This is a genomic window from Streptomyces sp. NPDC001339, from assembly GCF_042895955.1.
Lineage (GTDB): Bacteria > Actinomycetota > Actinomycetes > Streptomycetales > Streptomycetaceae > Streptomyces.
The window spans coordinates 1-16,726 of the sequence record NZ_JBIAWT010000017.1; the positions used below are offsets into that span (position 1 = coordinate 1).

Consider the following 16,726-nt stretch of genomic DNA (forward strand, 5'->3'; position numbering starts at 1 on the left):
CAGCGGCTCGATCCGGCCCCACATCGCATCAGTGATCACTAACCGGACGGACACATCCGATCAACTGACCAGCCGATCAAAGAGACACGCTCTAGCCGACCGGCCAGATGGTCGTAGCAGAGGCGGGCCCGCGCCAACTCGTCCTGGCGGCGGACCGAACGCAGAGAGTTGGGCCTGCGCCGTGGCGCCAGAACAGCGAGCGTCTCCAGGGCATGCCCCACCACTGGATCGGCGACGCGGTAGTACGTATGCCTTCCGCACCGTTCGGTAGCCAGTAGCCCGCTCTCCACTAGGCGTCCGAGGTGTTCGCTCGCTGTCGACTTGCTGACTCCCGCGATTCTGGCTAACTCGTTCGCCGGAAGCCGCAGATCATCCATCAGCGCCATCACCATCGCGGCTCGGGACGCATCCCCCAGGAGGGCCGCGACGAAAGCAATGTCGGGCCCGTCGTCCACAGTTCGGTTCATGCCGAACACGTTACTCGCTAGCTTGATCAGGCACGGTGAAGGCCGGTTCACAGGTCGGCTACACGATGAATCAACCAACCACTGTCAAAAGAAATTCCAACGAAAAGGCAAGATACGGAGTAGCGCAGTTACTTCGGTAACCCCGTCCCGTACTTCGGTAACCCCGTCCCGCAGGACACCACCATCGACTGGTCGTGGCCCGCCCAGCGGTCCTGCGGGTGGTGCGGCATGTCAGCCGCAACCGGGCGCTCTGGCCGCCCTCGACGGTGGGCTGCGTATTCACCGGGCGCGTGCCCTGCCGGGCGCCCACGCCGAGGCTGGGACGGTCCGTACCGACCCCGAGCACGGACTGACCATCGCCTGCGCGGATGCCTGGATCGAGGTCCTCTCGCTCAGCTGGCACCTCGAGGACAGCACATCTCGCTCCGCGGCTGAGCCTTCACCGTACTCCGGCTTGGCCGATGGCCTCAAGCAGCTCCTTGCGGCAGGGGCTCGGAGTCCTCTGCGCTGGTTGCCACCACCGCTGCTCAGCTGCTGTTCATCGTCGCGCTGCCACTTGCAGGGATGCTGGCCGATCGCGTCGGTGCCCGGCCGCTGCTCCTGCTGTTCTCCGGGGCCTTCGCTGTACTCACGATTCCCCTCCTCGCTCTGGCACCCCGGTCGTTCGCGTGGCTGGTGCTTGTGCAGTGCGTGGGCCTGGTGATCTTCTGCGGCTATGGGGCAATCGCCCCATACATCATGGCCGAGCAGTTCCCGGCCCACCTCCGTGCGACCGGGATCGGACTTCCCTACGGGCTTGCCGTCTCTGTCTTCGGTGGCGCTGCGCCCTACTTGGCCGCGGCCGCCGACCACGCGAGGAACGCCGTGGCCTACTCGGGCTACGTGGCCGCGGCCGCAGTGATCAGTTTCGTGTGCTTCCTCGAACTCCGGCCCACGCACACCACCCGACAGCCCGCCGCGCCCCGTCGACAGTCGTTCGACGCCGACACCGGGAGGTACGTGGAGGCTGCACGGGCGAGCGAGTGAGACTCCGGCGACGGCCGGTGCGGATGCCTCCTCGGACTTGGCGGAATCCTCGCCGTGACACCGGTGCCCCGCCGACGCCCGCTCCTTCACCGGCCGTTGACTGCCGGCAGACCTGGAGAAAAACCTTGCCTGAATGTGCTTGATGCATATGATCATCTGATCATCGGCGGCGGAAAATGGCCGGTTTCAGTTGCAACCCATTGGGAACTCCCCACAAGAGTCGGAGGCTTATGTGAGCGAGAGACAGCTCGAGGTCTGCATCATCGGCGCAGGACCTCGTGGCCTCTCGGTGCTGGAACGGCTCTGCGCCAACGCAGACGAGCACGCCGCCGGCACCGCCGTAGTAGTGCACCTCGTGGACCCGCACCGCCCCGGCGCGGGAGGCGTCTGGCGCACCGACCAATCCCCTCATCTCCTGATGAACACCGTGGCCTCGCAGGTGACCCTGTTCACGGACCCAAGCGTGGAGATGGCGGGCGAACTCTCTCCGGGCCCCAGTCTCTTCGAGTGGGCGCGCGATCTCGCATTGGTAGGCGGGAGAGAGGATAGAGAGGCTTATGACGGCCAGGTGCTGGCCGAAGCCGCCGGGCTGACCCCAGATTCCTATCCCACGCGGGCCTTCTACGGTCACTACCTGGAGTGGGTCTTCCAGCGCGTGATCCGAACAGCGCCACCGCAGGTACGAGTGGTCGTGCATGCGACGCGTGCGGTGCGGCTCCAGGACGAGGCGGATGGCCGGCAGTCCGTGACGCTGGCTGACGGCGTCCGCGTCGAAGGCCTGGACGCCGTGGTCCTGGCCCAAGGACATCTGCCGGTCACCGCGAGCGAAGGCGAGCAGCGGCTGTCGGACTTCGCCCGGAAACACGACCTGACCTATGTGCCGCCCGCCAACCCCGCCGACGTCGACCTGGCATGCGTGCGCCCCGGCGAGGCGGTCGCCCTGCGCGGCCTCGGCCTCAACTTCTTCGACCACCTGGCACTGTTCACCCTCGGCCGGGGCGGAACGTTTCAGCGCAGCGGCGATACCCTCGTCTACCGGCCGTCCGGCCGTGAGCCGAAGCTGTTCGCGGCATCCCGGCGCGGCGTTCCGTACCACTCCCGCGGCCGCAACCAGAAGGGGGCGCACGGCCGTCACGACCCCTTGCTGCTCACCCCCGAGAAGCTGGCCGAACTACGACGCACCGCGGATGCCGGCGGCCTCGACTTCTCCCGTGACCTGTGGCCGCTGATCGCCAAGGAAGTCGAGACCGTCTACTACGCGGCGCTGCTCACCCGGCAGGGCCGTACCGACGCGGCGCGCCGGCTACACGCGCACAGCCTTGCCCTGCCGTGGGGATCGGCCGAAGAGGCCGACCTCCTGGACGAGTTCGGCGTTGCCGCCGAGGACCGCTGGGACTGGAAGCGGATCGCCCGTCCCTATGGAGACCTCAGCTTCCGTGACGCGGACGACTTCCGGAGCTGGCTGCTGGACACGCTGCGCCAGGACCTCGTGGAGTCCGAAGCCGGCAATGTGGACGGCCCGCTGAAGGCGGCTCTCGACGTGCTGCGCGATCTGCGCAATGAGATCCGCCTCGTCGTCGACCACGGCGGGCTCACCGGCCGCTCCCACCGTGACGACCTGGAGCACTGGTACACCCCGCTCAACGCGTTCCTGTCCATCGGCCCGCCGCCGAGCCGTATCGAGGAGATGATCGCGCTCATCGAGGCCGGGGTGCTCCATGTCCTGGGTCCCGGCATGCGCGTGCATACGGACGAGCGTGCGGGTGCCTTCTGCGTCGAGTCACCCGAGGTACCCGATTCGCAGGTACGGGTGACGACGCTGGTGGAGGCCCGTCTCCCGGAACCCGATCTGCGGCGCACCGCCGACTCCCTGTTACGCCATCTGACCACCGACGGCGGATGCCGCCCCTACCTCATATCCGACCCGGAATCCGGCAGTTACGAGACGGGCGGTCTTGAAGTCACCGAGCGCCCTTACCACCTGGTTGACGCGGACGGACAGATCCATCCGCGCCGCTTCGCCTATGGCATACCAACCGAAGCAGTGCACTGGGTGACCGCCGCCGGCGTCCGCCCGGGCGTCAACTCCGTGACGCTCGGCGACTCCGACGCGATCGCCATGACCCTGTTCACTCTCGCTGTCCCCGTTCCCGTCCCGGTGCGCACGCCGGCCGTGAGGCAGCCGTCGACCCCCACCTTTCAGGAGATCCTGTGACCACTGCTCACACTGTTCACGACGTGCCCCTGGACGCCGGACTTCTGTCGCCCGTACGGGCTGGTACGGCGGCCGAGGCCGCCACTCACGACACCGCCTGCCTGCAGGCCATGCTCGATGCGGAATCCGCGCTGGCCCGGGCCCAGGCCCGGCTCGGCACCGTACCCACGCAGGCAGCCCGGGCCATCACAGATGCCGCGCGAGCGGAGCAGTTCGACGTACAGGAGCTGGCGGGACGCTCGCGCGCGGCGGCCAACCCGGTGGTCGCCCTGGTGCAGCTGCTTGCTGAGGCCGTACGTGAGAAGGACCCCGAGGCCGCCCACTACGTCCATCAGGGCTCCACCAGCCAGGACGTCCTCGACACCGCCCTCATGCTGGTTTCCGCCCGCACGACGGAAATCATCCTCGGCGATCTGGAGCGCGTCGCGACCGGACTCGCGGGCCTTGCGCTCAGGTACAGGGACGCCCCGATGGCCGCGCGGACACTGGGCCAGCACGCCGTTCCCACGACCTTCGGGCTGAAGGCGGCCGGCTGGCTGCAGGCTGTGCTCGACGCGGAGCAGGCACTGACCGGGGTTCTGGAGACCGGGCTGTGCGTTCAACTGGGCGGCGCCGCAGGCACCATGGCGGGCTATCTCGAATACGCCCGTATCCACGGCGAGGGTGAAGCGGCCGGAGGAGCGGACTACGCACAGCGACTGACCACCGCCTTCGCCGCCGAACTGGGCCTTGCCGAGCCGCTCGTCCCCTGGCACACCGTACGGACCCCCCTTGCCGGCCTTGCCGCCGCGCTCGCCCTCACCACGAGTGCACTCGGCACCTTCGCGGCCGATGTCCAGCTGCTGTCCCGTACCGAGACCGCGGAAGTCACCGAACCGGCCGCGGACGGCCGTGGTGCGTCCTCCGCCATGCCGCACAAACGCAATCCTGCGCTGGCCGCCCTGATCCGCTCCAGCGCCTACCAGGTGCCGGGACTCGTGAGCGCTCTGACGCACGCCTCGGTCACCGACGACGAGCGGCCCGCCGGCGCCTGGCACGCAGAATGGCAGCCGCTGCGCGAGTGCCTGCGGCTGGTCGGCGGCGCCGCCCATACAGGAGCGGAACTGGCAGAAGGCCTCACCGTCCACACCGACCGGATGCGAGCCAATCTCGAGCTCACCGGTGGCCTGGTGGTCTCGGAACGCCTCGCGGCAGTGCTGTCGCCCGAACTCGGCAGGGCTCCGGCGAAGACGCTGGTCAGCAGGGCGTCGGCGCAGGCTGCGAGCAGTGGACGGCACCTGGCGGACGTACTCGCCGAAGCACCGGAACTCTCCGGGAAGCACAGCATCGAGTCACTTCACAAGCTGTGCGACCCCGCCGAGTACACCGGCGTCGCCGGATCGCTCGTGGACCGCGTCCTCGACCGGTTCCACCGCTCGCGTCGGTGTGGCACGGCCTGACATCGAAGCGGGCCCCAATCAGGCCCGGGGCAGGGTGGCCTGCGTATTCTCGATCCCTTGCCCCGGGCCCAGACGCAGGCACAGGCGCAGGCACAGGTGAAGGACTTGCTGGGGACGGGGGTGAGTGAGTTCACCCCCGCGGCTGTGGAGTGGCGTCGGCTCTGGAATCTGGCCACGGTGTTCCGCAACGCCACCGTGACACGCATCGCCTACCGCGGCACCGGTGTGCCGTGACCACTGCGCATCAGGGCAGGGAGGCCGGCTCGAATCAGACCCATGAGCCAATTACTCCCGTCCACTTGACGCCCTAGTTGTGTTGTCCGGACAGGTTGGTGACGCGGCTGGCTGGGGCGGTCGTCGTCGCCTGACTGTCGGCGACTGAGGCAGAGGTGGCGCAGCAACCTCCGGAACGCGTTGGGTCAGCAGCCAGGTGCGTTGCGGCCCGAAGGCCGGTCGGCCGTCCGTCCGGCCGGCCGTCCTGGCCGTGAGAGTACGCCCCGCCCGCGAGGTGCTCGACGAGTGCGAAGGCGAACATCGTGTCGGCCATGGGCACTTCGGCGTGCTGCCCGTGTCCGGTGTGGTGACGGCCGATGAGGCGGTGCCGTCCACAGACCGTTCCGGTGCCCGTCGGGATCGAGATCGAACGGTCGGTGTGTCCAGGAACTGGTAGGTGAGGACACCGGGCAGGCCCTTGCGCCGCCGCACTTTTCATACCGCCGCAACATTCGGCCGCCTGCTGGCGCAAACATGTCGAGTAGGGTCCTGACCAGCAAGAACAGCGAGTCGAGGAGGCCGTGCGGTGGCGGAGCACCAGGTGTCGGGGGAGGCCGGCACGGGCGGGGCGTCCGACGCGCGGGCGCAGGAGCGTCGGTTGCGGCGCGATCTGGGGTTCTGGGGGCTGACCGGGATCGGCTTCTCCAACATCGTCGGCTCGGGCTGGCTGTTCGCCGCCATGTTCGCCGCGCAGACGGCCGGGCCCGCCGCGCTGCTGTCCTGGGTGGGCGCCGGGCTGCTGTGCGCTCTGGTCGCCCTCGTCATGATCGAGCTGGGGGCGTCCCGGCCGGAGGGCGGCGGCACCGTCCGCTGGCCGCTGCTCGCCAGCGGGCGGCTGGTCGGCACCCTCGTCGGCTGGTCCGTGCTGCTGTCGGTGGGCGGGACCGCTGCCGAGATCAGCGCCATCATGCAGTACACCGCGCACTACCTCCCCGGCCTCTACAACGGCCATACGCTCAGCCTCTCCGGGTTGGGCCTGGCCTGTGGGCTGAGCGTGCTGCTGACCGCGCTGAACTGGTTCGCGGTGCGGCTGTTCGCCCGCCTCAACACCCTGGTCTCCATCTTCAAGATCGCGGTCCCGATCGCCACCGTGCTCGCCCTGATCGCCTCCGGTTGGCACTCCGGACGCCTCACCGACCACGGCGGCTTCGCCCCGTACGGCTATGTCGCCTGCCTGACCGCGCTGGCCGGCGGCGGCATCGTCTACTCCGTCAACGGCTTCCAGGCCCCACTGGACTTCTCCGGCGAGACCCGCAGCCCCCGCCGCACTCTGCCCTGGGCTGTCCTCACCGGGATCGGTCTCGCCGTCCTGATGTATCTGGCGCTGCAACTGGCCTATCTGTTCACCGTTCCGGAACATCTGCTCGGCGGCGGCTGGCGGGGCGTCTCCTTCGACTCGCCCTTCGGGCAGCTGGCGCTGATCCTCAACCTGCACTGGCTCTCCAGCCTGCTCTACGCCGATGCCGTGCTCTCGCCCGGTGGTTCGGCCTACGTCGGTGTCGCGATCGACGCCCGGCACACCTACGCACTCGCCAAGAACGGCACCATCCCCCGCTACTTCATGAAGGTCGACGAGCGCTCCGGTATGCCGCGCCGGGCACTGGTGATCAACCTCGTGGTGATCGTGCTGTTCCTGCTGCCGTTCGGCGGCTGGCAGGACATCGTCAGCGTGATGGGCGACATGTACCTGCTGGTGTACGCCGCCTCCGCGGTCGCGGTGGCGGTCTTCCGCACCGGGCCGGGCGGCGGGACGGCCGGCTGGGTGCCCGGGCTGCGCTGGATCGCCCCGCTGAGCTTCGTGGTGGCCACCGAGTTCGTCTACTGGTCGGGCTGGCACGTGCTGCGGCTGGGACTGCCGCTGGTCCTCGCCGGGCTGCTGGTGTTCCTCGCGATGCGGCGACCCGGCGCCCGGGCAGCCGAAGGCGACGGCGCAGGGCCGCACCGCCCCCTGGTTGCCGAACTGCGCACCGGCGCCTGGCTGGTGGTCTATCTCGCCGCCCTGACCGCGCTGTCCTGGCTGGGCACGTTCAAGGGCTCCGGGCACCTGCCCGCACCGTACGACTCCCTGACGGTCGCCGCAGTGGCGCTGGCGGTCTTCTTCTGGGGCGTACGGTCGGGCGTCGGCCGGCCGGCCGACGCCCGACCGGCAGCTTAGGAGGACTCCGCCAGGTCTTCCTGCCGGGCCTGTTGAGGAGCACGGTGGGTGTGTGACGGTGGGTGTGTGGACGCACATGAAGTGAACCGTGTTCGGGCGAAGTTGGCGTAGCCGTGGCGGATGTGTTCGCCTCGGTACCGCGGAAGGACCGGCGGGGCCAAGAGTGACTGTTCTCTGCGGGGTCTGATGTTGGATGGTCGCCGCACGTCCTGAAGGTGTGCTCCAAGTTGAAGCGACGGAGGATCCCTTGCCAGCGCAGGTCGACGTCTTCGCTGGTCATGCCGGTCTTGGAGGACCACAGCCACACGGGCAGCGGGTCTCCTCCGCCGGACAGGCGGTTGACCTGGAGGTGGATCAGCGTGGCCGCGATGAGAGGGAGCGCGCCGTCATGGTCGATCCAGGCCGGGCGGGTGGTCAGCCGCAGGTGGATGCGGTGCGGTCCCACGCCATGGTGCGGGCGGTGCCGTACCGGTCGGTGACCTGCATGGTCTCCGCGTCCGGCTCACCCCAGGTGTCCGGCTTGGCGAAGCGGAACCCCTTGCCGTGCTTCGGGGCCGGCTTCGATTCGCCGGTGAGGGCCGCCAGAACGGGGACGGTCCTCACCAGCGCCATCGATCACATGGGGAGCGAGAGCAGGTGGACCTCTCCAGCAGGCCAATTCGCACCGTCGCACAGCGGCGTCCACATGGTCCGTAGCGGCATGATCACGGGTCCCTCGGGTTGTTCGACGTGGATGTCCTGGTCAAGCGTTCGCCAGCCGAGTCGCTGGTAGAGCGGAACGAGGGGCGGCCGGCAGAAGAGAAGCCCATGCTGTGGCCCCATCGTCCGGGCGTGGTCCAGGGCCGCCGATACGACCAACCGTGCCAGTCCGCGTCCCCGCATATCGGGCGCAACAGCCACCCCGCCGACGCCCACCACCTGTGTGCGGACCCCTCCGATCGATATGGGGAGCCGCAGCAGACCAGTGTGTGCGACGAGACGGCCTTGCTGCCTGATGCCGAAATGCTCTTCCTTGGGCAGCCAAGTCAATCCGGCGTCTGCGACGCCGAAGGGATCGGCACCGTCGCCGATAATTTCGATCTGCTCGGTCTTCGTGTACTCCGCGAGTCGCACCACGGGCGATGCGGAAGGGAAGCAATCTGTCATCTCGCCATGATCCTGTTCGCGCCGGACCCTGGGCGACCGAATCACCCAGGGCGGCCAGCAGAGGTGCTCGGTCACACGGGCGAAGGCCGGTGCGGAGACGGGTGCGGAGACGTGTACGGCCACTGGAGCCGCGCACCCTTCAGCGCCGCGATGACGCGCCGAGTGTCGGATTCCGTGGTCCGCCAGTTGCTGAACGCGGCGCGCAACGCGGGTACGCCGTCGTAGACCGTCGGGGTCAGGAACACCTCGCCGGCGATCTGGTCGGTGAGCGCGGCGAGGCGCTCGGGTGTGGGGTCGTCCGCCAGGGTGAAGCAGACGACGTTCAGCCGGACCGGCGCGAGCAGACGCAGGCCGGGGATGCCGTCGATGGCGTCGCCCAGAAGCCGCGCGCAGGCTACGCACCGCTCGACGATCTCGCGGTAGCCGTCCGGACCGTACGCGCGCAGGGTGAACCAGGTGGCCAGGGCGCGCAGCCGATGGGAGTTCTCCGGGGTGAGGTGGACCAGGTCGGGGGTGTCGTGCAGGGGGCCGAGGTAGGCGGCGGCGTTCTGGAAGACGCGGGCCTGCAGGTCCTGCCGCCGGGTGAACTGCACCGCGCTGTCGTACGGCACGTTCAGCCACTTGTGCAGGTCCACGCAGAGGGAATCGGCGAGGTCGAGGCCGTCGACCAGATGCGTGAGGCCGGGGGACAGCGCGGCGAAGGCCCCGAAGGCGGCATCGACGTGCAGCCAGAAGTCGTACCGGTCCCGCAGGGCGGCGATGGCGGGCAGGTCGTCGAAGTCGGCGGTGTTGACCGTACCGGCGTTGGCGACCACGACGCAGGGCCGCCCGTCCGCCTCCCGGTTGGCTTCTTCCAGGGCGGCTTCCAGCGCCCGCGGGTCGACCGCCTCCCGTCCGGGCAGCGTGGGTACCTGGATCAGCGCCCTGCGGCCCAGGCCGAGCATGGACAGGCCCTTGGGCACGCTGGAATGGGCGCTGCCCGACAGAATCCGTACCCGGCCCAGGGCAGCGGCTCCGTCCTCGGCGGGGGAGACGCCGAGGCGCTCGCCGAGCCATTCGCGGGCGATCGCCAGGCCGACGGTGTTGGACATGGTGGAGCCGCTGACGAACGTCCCCTCATGCACGTCGGACAGGCCCAACAGGTCGCGGAGCCAGCCAACCGTCTCACGCTCCAGCTGCTGCCCGGCCCCGTCCAGCGATGAGTTCGAGTTCTGGTCCCAGGCCGCGGTCAGCCAGTCACCGGCCAGCGCGGCGGGGGTCGCGCCGCCGGTGACAAATCCGAGGTAGCGCGGTCCCGTACCCGTGGACAGGGACGGCTCCCAGCGCGCGGCGAACTCCCGCAACGCCTCCCGCAGCCCGACTCCGGGGGACGGCAGCGGCACCGCCGGAGGGGTCGGCGCGGCGGGAATCACGTCCCGCTCCTCGACGCCGTCGAGGACCTCTGCGGCGTGTTGCCGGGTGGCTTCCAGCAGGTGGGAGAACTCATCACGGTCTGCGGCGAGTTGCGTGTGCACGGACAGCTCCGTTCATCAGGGAGGGACGGCGATGTTCACCGAGGAGGGACAGCGATGACGGTAGGCGGACCGCGCCCCCTGGAGCCTGGTCCAATCATGGAAAACTGGACCAGTGCGCATGAGAGAAGAGCAGCTGGTACGGGCTCTGGGCTCCTGGCGCAAGCCCGGCCTGGCACTGACCACGGCGCTGGTCGACGCGGTACGGGACGCGGTGCTCGACGGGCGCGTACGGACCGGGAGTTCCCTGCCTGCAGAGCGCCGGCTCGCCACGGCCCTCGGCGTCAGCCGCGGCACCGTGGCCGCCGCGCTGGCCCGGCTGCGCGACACCGGGTGGGTGCACACCCGGCACGGCAGCGCGAGCACCGTACGGCTGCCGCCCGCCGCGGCCGAGCGGATCGCACCGCTGTCGGCGACCGGCGACAGCGGTCCGGGCATCGACCTGCGCCGGGCCGTGCCCGCCGCGCCGCGGACGGCCTATCTGGCCGCGGCCCAGCGGGCCATGGAGCGGGCCGGCCCGCTGCTCGCCGAGCACGGGGAACCCGGGCCTGGCCTGCCCGAACTGCGAGCCCTGATCGCCGAGCGCCACACCCGCGAGGGCCTGCCGACCCGGCCCGAGCAGATCCTGATCACCGGGGGCGCACGGGCGGCACTCGCTCTCCTCAGAGCGCACCTCAAGCCCCGGGTGGCGGCCGTCGAGATCCCCACGTTCTTCGACGCGCTCAGCATGCTGCGCGGCGGCGGGGCGCGGCTGGTCGGCTGCCGGGTCACCACCGATGGCTGGGACCTGGACCAACTCGCCGACGCCTTCGCCGCGGCCCGAGGCGCCCTGGCCTATCTGGTGCCCGACTTCCAGAACCCGACCGGCGCGCTGATGACCCCGCGCATCCGCCGGGTCGTCGCCGAACTGGCCGCCCGGCACCAAGTAACCGTTGTCGTGGACGAGACCATGCGGGACCTCGACCTGCGCGACCGGCCGGAACCGATGCCCCGGATACGTCACGCCATCCTGATCGGCTCGGTCAGCAAGGCGATCTGGGCCGGTTTGCGGATCGACTGGGTCCGCGCGTCAGCGACCCTGATCGGCGAGCTGCGTGGCCATCCCCTGTGCGGCCCGCTGTCCGCACCGCCGATGCAGCAATTGGTCGCCGTCGAGCTCCTGGGCGATCTGGACGAACTGCTGCGGCAGCGCCGAGCCGAGCTGCGGAAGCAGCGCGACCACCTCGCCGGTCTCCTCGCGGGCGACGACCGATGGCAGTTCGCGGTCCCGGCCGGGGGCCTGGCCCTGTGGCTGCGCCTCGCGCACGACCGAGCCGACACCGTCGTCGCCCGCGCCCACGAGGCAGGCGTCGAACTCGCCGCCGGACCCCGCTTCGCGGCGGACGCCACCCTCACCCGCCTGCTGCGCGTGCCCTACACACCGCCGCCGCGCGTACTGGACCACATCGCGGAGGTACTGGACACGGCGTGCGGGCGATGAGAACGGGGCGGTGCGGCTGAGGGTTCTTGCTAAGAGCTCGTAACAGGATCAGGGGGCTGGTCTTTTTGAAGCGCCTCATTATCCGGTGGGCGGTGTTGGCTTGGCCGAGAGGTCCACGACGTGGTGTCCGCTGGCAGCCCTGGATGTCGCGGACGGCGTGCAGGCGATGTGGTGAGGCAATACCGGGGCTGGACAGGCCCAGTCCCGAACGGCTGGGCCGACACATGAAGCCTCAGGTGAAGACGGTTCATCTTGGCGGGAGATCCAGCTACCAGGTTGCTCTGCCAGCCCAACTGACGAGTGGTTCCCAGGTTGGAAAGCGCTCAGCATTGGGGGGCCTGGCTTCTGATCTGTGGTCACGTAGTTGACAAGTTGCACCTGTGACTCCACTGCTGACGGGCCGTCATCATTGATCTCGAGCACGACCTCCGTGTACTCAAGCAGAACCCCCGCCAGGCGGCCTGTCAGACCCGTGAGCCAGAATCCTGCTCATGTCTACACGATCTGATCTGGCTCTTGAGCTCCACCTTGACAAGATCCTCTCTGCCGCGACGACGGAGACCGTGACAAGCGCGGTCACAGCTGCCCTGAGTCATATACGGTCTGGCACCGGAGGAAAGCGAAGGGGAGGCAAGCGGCTGACGGAACTTCTCAGTTGTGCGCGACTCTCGGCGGCAAAAGCAGAGGAATGGGAGATTGTAAGGTCCTTGCAAGACGCCCTCCACTATACGGAGGGGCGGCTCCTCAGGCCTGACTATGAGGAGAAGTACCGGTTGCACTATACGGACCACGGCCCGCGCGACAAGCTGGGGCTGGATTCCATCGCGAGGACCGTGGTCATGACTAACGAATTCTGGTGCCACGAAGCGGAGAACTATCTCAGTGAACATCCTGAAGCTGTTGTCGCAGAGGTCCTGGAGCATGTGCGCAAGCTGGGTCAGGATGCCCGGTTCATGCACGCTCCTGTAGAAGATCCAGCGCGTTACCACATCCCTCGTGGGATTGCCGAGCGCGCGCTCTGGACGGAGCGTGTGTTGAGGAACCGAGTTGAGGTGACGGATCCGGCGGAATCCGCCCGCCGCATCATGTCGTCTCCTGAAGCCCTCTCCGTCCTGGCGGCAGACGAAGACGGGCGAACGGTCCTGCGTGCCGCAGAGCTACAACGTCGGGCGGCCCAGCTCTGTGAGCTGCGCCGGCTGGCCGAAGACACAACTGCGTCTGAACACGCTTTGCAGCGGGCATTGAAGGGGATGTACTGGGTGTTCGGCGGACGCTTCATCGGTGAGGCTCAACAAAGAAGACTGGTGCCCGGGGACGAGGTTGATATCCCGCTGATCCGTGGGGACGGCTCGCTCCAGATAGTTGAGCTGAAGCAATCCGCGGCGGTCAAGTTGGTAAAGGGACATCGGGGCTCCTGGGTGCCCAGGAGAGAGGTGCATGATGCCGTGGGCCAAGCTATCAACTACCTTGTTGGTCTGGACGAGAACCGAGAGCGTATATCCACGGAGTTTGGTATTGATACCCGTCGCGCAAGTGCTCTCGTACTCATCGGGCATCCGCTGAGTCAGCCAGAAGTTGACGAGAATGAAATCAATGATGCTCTGCGAATTCACACTTCGCATCTGAACCGGATCGAGATTCTCACCTACAAGGAGCTCATCGACAGTGCAGAAAGAGCCCTCGCGGCAGGTGAAGTGATGTAACCCGGAGCATCGAAAGGGTTCGTGGCGAGCTTCGGAGCTGCGCTCGGGCGTCTCTCCGGCCTGCTGGGAGAAGATGGAGTCACACAACCTTGGTTGGGTGAGGGCGGCTCGTGCCGGACGAGTGGGAGCTGCTGTTCTTGCGAACTCGTAACAGGGTCTTGAATGCTGGTCCTGGTCGGACTGACTACGGTCATGGTCCGGTCGGTCGTGAGACAGGGCTCTTTGCAAGATCGTTGATGACCCGGTTTGCCGGGGACGCCGTCTCGGATGTCGTCATGTCCGGTTTGTGGCTGGGGCGTACGGGAAGCAGTGCAAGTACGGCCGCGGTGATCACGAGAGTGTTGAATCTCGTGAACGCCGAGCGAGTCCGTGCCTGCACCCTCATCATCCCTCATTTCCTCCGCGCTGGATCAACTGGCTCGTTTTCATGGTGCGGCACCGCTGCCGCGCTCGGGCGACCTGCTGTTGTTCCTTGCTGTGATCCCCGACCCGCGCGATGTACACGGGCGGCGTTTAGGGGCCGTCCGCTCTGGCCGCCGCTGCGGCAAGAGTCGGCTGCGTTCGCTCTGGCAGCGCACGTGACGGGCGTCGCCAACACTCCAATGCTGCTCCAGGACACGACGTTCACCTGCGCCACCGTACAGATTCGCTGACCGCCCGCCCCGCGAGCTGGCTCGGGCTCGAACACGGTCGAGAAGGGTTGCGGTCTCATGAGCCGTGCGCAGAGGATCTCTTCGCCACGCTTCTTGTTACTGATGCTGGATCCACCAGGAGCCACCCCTCCTTCCGCCCGAGCGGGCGCGAGAATCTGCTTGCGGCGCGCAGGGCATGCGCCTAAGGGCCTGCCGATCATCAAGGTGTTGCTTTCGAGGTTGGTGCTCGTTGATGTCGTATGCGTATCCCGGACGAGACTCGTGATCAACTTGCTGTGAAGTTCGCGGTGTTGTTCCCGCATCTGGACGAGCGACAGCGACGGCTGCTGATGGCTGCAGAGACCCGAAGCCTGGGCCATGGCGGCATCCGGGCCGTGGGCCGGGCGGCTGGGGTGAGCGAGACAACGATCCGCAAGGGGATGTCCGACCTGGAGGCGGGCGAATCCCTGGTGGGGCGGGTGCGGCGACCCGGCGGCGGGCGCAAACGCGTCGCGGACCTCGATCCTGGACTGCGGACTGCTCTGTTGAGTCTGGTCGAGCCGGACGAGCGCGGGGATCCGATGTCGCCGTTGCGGTGGACGACCAAGTCGACCCGCATGCTGGCGGCCGAGCTGACCCGCCAGGGGCACCGGGTCGGTGCCGACACCGTCGCCGGCCTGCTGCGGCAGGAGGGTTTCCGGCTGCAGGCGAATGCCAAGACGCTAGAGGGCAGTCAGCATGCCGACCGGGATGCCCAGTTCCGGTATCTCAACGAGCAGGCACGCGGTCACCGGGATGCCGGCCAGCCGGTGATCAGCGTGGACACGAAGAAGAAGGAGCTGGTCGGTGACTTCCACAATCCGGGCTGTTCGTGGCGGCCGACGGGCGATCCGGTGCTGGTGCGAGTGCATGACTTCGCCGATCCGCAGTTGGGCAAGGCCATCCCTTATGGCATCTACGACCTGGCGGCCAACACCGGCTGGGTGAACGTCGGCACTGACCATGACACCGCCGCGTTCGCAGTGGAGTCGATCCGCCGCTGGTGGCATGACCAGGGTCGTGCCGCCTATCCGCAGGCTTCCCGGTTGCTGATCACCGCCGATGCGGGCGGCTCTAACGGCTATCGCACCCGGGCCTGGAAACTGAACCTCGCCCGCCTGGCCGCTGAGACCGGCCTGACCATCACGGTCTGTCACCTGCCGCCCGGCACATCGAAGTGGAACAAGATCGAGCACCGGCTCTTCTCGCACATCACCATGAACTGGCGCGGCCGCCCGCTGACCAGCCACGAAGTCATCCTCGAATCGATCGCCGCGACCACCACCCGCACCGGACTACGCGTGAAGGCCCAGCTGGACACCAATACCTATCCCACCGGTATTGGGGTCCGCGACGCGGAGATGGCGGCCCTGCCGCTGATCCGGCACAACTTCCACGGCGACTGGAACTATGCCGTGCATCCCCGGCCGACCCCGGTCATCCCGACAGCCCGGAGCGGTCAGCCACCGCCGCCGCAGTGGGATCCGGCACTGCTCTCCGATCCCACGCTAACCGGCCTGGCCCCACACCAGCTGCAGCACCTCATCGAAACCCTGGCTGCGGAAGGAGACGCCCGCCGCGGACGCCCACCCCGCCTCACCTTCGCCGACCAGGTCCTGGCCACCGTGCTCCATCTACGCGTCAACCTGGCCGCGGAACCCCTCGCTGTGCTCTTCAACAGCAGCCGGACCGCCATGCACCGCACCCTGCTGAAGATCAGGAAGCTACTCGAAGCAAACGGCATCAACGTCCCGCCGGCCACCACCCCACCCACCACTCTCGCAACCCTCCAAGCCCGGGTCATCGCCCTCGACAGCGACCCCAACAGCAAGATCAAGACGACGTGTTAATGATCGGCAGGCCCTTAGGCGACACTGAGCGCAGGGTGCAGGGCATCGGCGTGATTGAGTACGGGGACAAGGCTCACGGCGGCAGATTCAGCCGAGCCGTGGCCGCTGCCCTGGACCGGCCGGCCGGGTAGCGGGGCACTTGAAGTGCACTCCTTGCAGGAATACATATCGCCGCGGGAGTTTGCTGAGCATGGCGAGCGTGACCCTTAAGGCCGCCTTGACTGCTCCGCAGACAGCGGCCTCTACTTGATCGCGGTGACCATCCGTGTTGACAAATCAGACAGGAAGGTTGCGGTGTCGGAGTCAGATCAGGCTATCCGCTGGCGTACGCCGTCTGTTGAGTTTCGCGCCCAAGCTCAGTGGGACCGTGGGAAGCAGCGGTGGTACTGGAAGTCGGTGGATGGGGCCGTCCCGTCCTTCAGGGAGTCTGTGGAGACTCCCAGACAACTGCGGCGCGTGCTGGTGGTGTTCGGTGGAATCGCGGGAGTACTCCTTGGGCAGGACAAACAGCTCCTTCGTGCCCGCGTGACCGGCCACTGGCTGGCCAGCGGCGGCACGGCGATCGGCTGCTACGAGTGGTGCCGCTCCACCGGGACTGGCCAACTGGTTCCAGCCCAGGAACCATGGGTCGTGTGGCCGGACGCATCGCGCGGCCCGCACTTTGGAAGCGGCTGTGGATCAGATGATCGCGTCGATCTCGGCCGCTTTGTATGAGTAAGCTGTGGAAGCCAGGTCCGGACTCCCGTCAGCACCGGGGGAACCAGCCGAGGCACTTATGCCTTTACCGTCC

At 67.9% G+C, this 16,726-nt stretch carries 12 protein-coding genes and 2 pseudogenes; 10 read left to right on the forward strand and 4 right to left on the reverse strand.

Features of this window, described 5'->3' with window-relative positions:
• Nucleotides 1-38 precede the first annotated feature (38 nt).
• Nucleotides 39-467 (reverse strand): ArsR/SmtB family transcription factor, encoded by a 429-nt coding sequence (locus ACFY12_RS32880; protein ID WP_390719625.1) that lies wholly within the window; start codon nucleotides 465-467, stop codon nucleotides 39-41.
• On the opposite strand from ACFY12_RS32880, the pseudogene ACFY12_RS32885 reads away from it, so the two are divergent.
• The 6 genes and pseudogenes from ACFY12_RS32885 to ACFY12_RS32910 all read left to right on the forward strand — a co-directional run.
• Nucleotides 466-852, forward strand: a pseudogene (locus ACFY12_RS32885) (hypothetical protein); the annotation flags it as partial. The gene ACFY12_RS32880 and the pseudogene ACFY12_RS32885 sit on opposite strands and share 2 nt — an antisense overlap.
• A gap of 119 nt (nucleotides 853-971) precedes the next feature.
• Nucleotides 972-1,493: pseudogene (locus tag ACFY12_RS32890) on the forward strand (MFS transporter); the annotation flags it as partial.
• A gap of 232 nt (nucleotides 1,494-1,725) precedes the next feature.
• On the forward strand, nucleotides 1,726-3,708 hold the full coding sequence (locus ACFY12_RS32895) for an FAD/NAD(P)-binding protein (RefSeq protein ID WP_390719626.1): 1,983 nt from the start codon (nucleotides 1,726-1,728) through the stop codon (nucleotides 3,706-3,708).
• Nucleotides 3,705-5,147, forward strand: coding sequence for an adenylosuccinate lyase family protein (locus ACFY12_RS32900; protein WP_390719627.1), 1,443 nt, complete (start codon nucleotides 3,705-3,707; stop codon nucleotides 5,145-5,147). The genes ACFY12_RS32895 and ACFY12_RS32900 overlap by 4 nt, the downstream gene beginning before the upstream one ends.
• A gap of 57 nt (nucleotides 5,148-5,204) precedes the next feature.
• A complete protein-coding gene (locus ACFY12_RS32905; RefSeq protein ID WP_390719628.1) occupies nucleotides 5,205-5,381 on the forward strand; it encodes a hypothetical protein in 177 nt (58 codons plus the stop codon).
• Nucleotides 5,382-6,018: 637 nt separating this feature from the next.
• On the forward strand, nucleotides 6,019-7,575 hold the full coding sequence (locus tag ACFY12_RS32910) for an APC family permease (RefSeq protein WP_390719689.1): 1,557 nt from the start codon (nucleotides 6,019-6,021) through the stop codon (nucleotides 7,573-7,575).
• Nucleotides 7,576-7,989: 414 nt separating this feature from the next.
• On the opposite strand, the gene ACFY12_RS32915 is transcribed toward ACFY12_RS32910, so the two are convergent.
• From ACFY12_RS32915 to ACFY12_RS32925, 3 genes are all read right to left on the reverse strand, one after another.
• Nucleotides 7,990-8,187, reverse strand: coding sequence for a hypothetical protein (locus tag ACFY12_RS32915; protein ID WP_390719629.1), 198 nt, complete (start codon nucleotides 8,185-8,187; stop codon nucleotides 7,990-7,992).
• A 3-nt stretch (nucleotides 8,188-8,190) separates the two neighbouring features.
• Nucleotides 8,191-8,721, reverse strand: coding sequence for a GNAT family N-acetyltransferase (locus tag ACFY12_RS32920; RefSeq protein ID WP_390719690.1), 531 nt, complete (start codon nucleotides 8,719-8,721; stop codon nucleotides 8,191-8,193).
• A gap of 71 nt (nucleotides 8,722-8,792) precedes the next feature.
• Nucleotides 8,793-10,235 carry a pyridoxal phosphate-dependent decarboxylase family protein gene (locus tag ACFY12_RS32925; RefSeq protein WP_390719630.1) on the reverse strand — a complete coding sequence of 481 codons (1,443 nt, stop codon included), beginning with the start codon at nucleotides 10,233-10,235 and terminating at the stop codon, nucleotides 8,793-8,795.
• A gap of 118 nt (nucleotides 10,236-10,353) precedes the next feature.
• Here ACFY12_RS32925 and ACFY12_RS32930 point away from each other — a divergent pair, with 118 nt between their 5' ends.
• The 4 genes from ACFY12_RS32930 (at nucleotide 10,354) to ACFY12_RS32945 (ending at nucleotide 15,936) form a co-directional block, all read left to right on the forward strand.
• Entirely contained in the window at nucleotides 10,354-11,712 is a 1,359-nt protein-coding gene (locus tag ACFY12_RS32930) for a PLP-dependent aminotransferase family protein (RefSeq protein ID WP_390719631.1), read from the forward strand.
• An 839-nt stretch (nucleotides 11,713-12,551) separates the two neighbouring features.
• Nucleotides 12,552-13,415 (forward strand): Shedu anti-phage system protein SduA domain-containing protein, encoded by an 864-nt coding sequence (locus ACFY12_RS32935; protein ID WP_390719632.1) that lies wholly within the window; start codon nucleotides 12,552-12,554, stop codon nucleotides 13,413-13,415.
• Between the two features lie 275 nt (nucleotides 13,416-13,690).
• Complete coding sequence (locus ACFY12_RS32940; protein WP_390719691.1) at nucleotides 13,691-14,068, forward strand: DUF6461 domain-containing protein; 378 nt, start codon at nucleotides 13,691-13,693, stop codon at nucleotides 14,066-14,068.
• Nucleotides 14,069-14,307: 239 nt separating this feature from the next.
• Complete coding sequence (locus ACFY12_RS32945; protein ID WP_390719633.1) at nucleotides 14,308-15,936, forward strand: ISAzo13 family transposase; 1,629 nt, start codon at nucleotides 14,308-14,310, stop codon at nucleotides 15,934-15,936.
• Nucleotides 15,937-16,726: the final 790 nt, after the last annotated feature.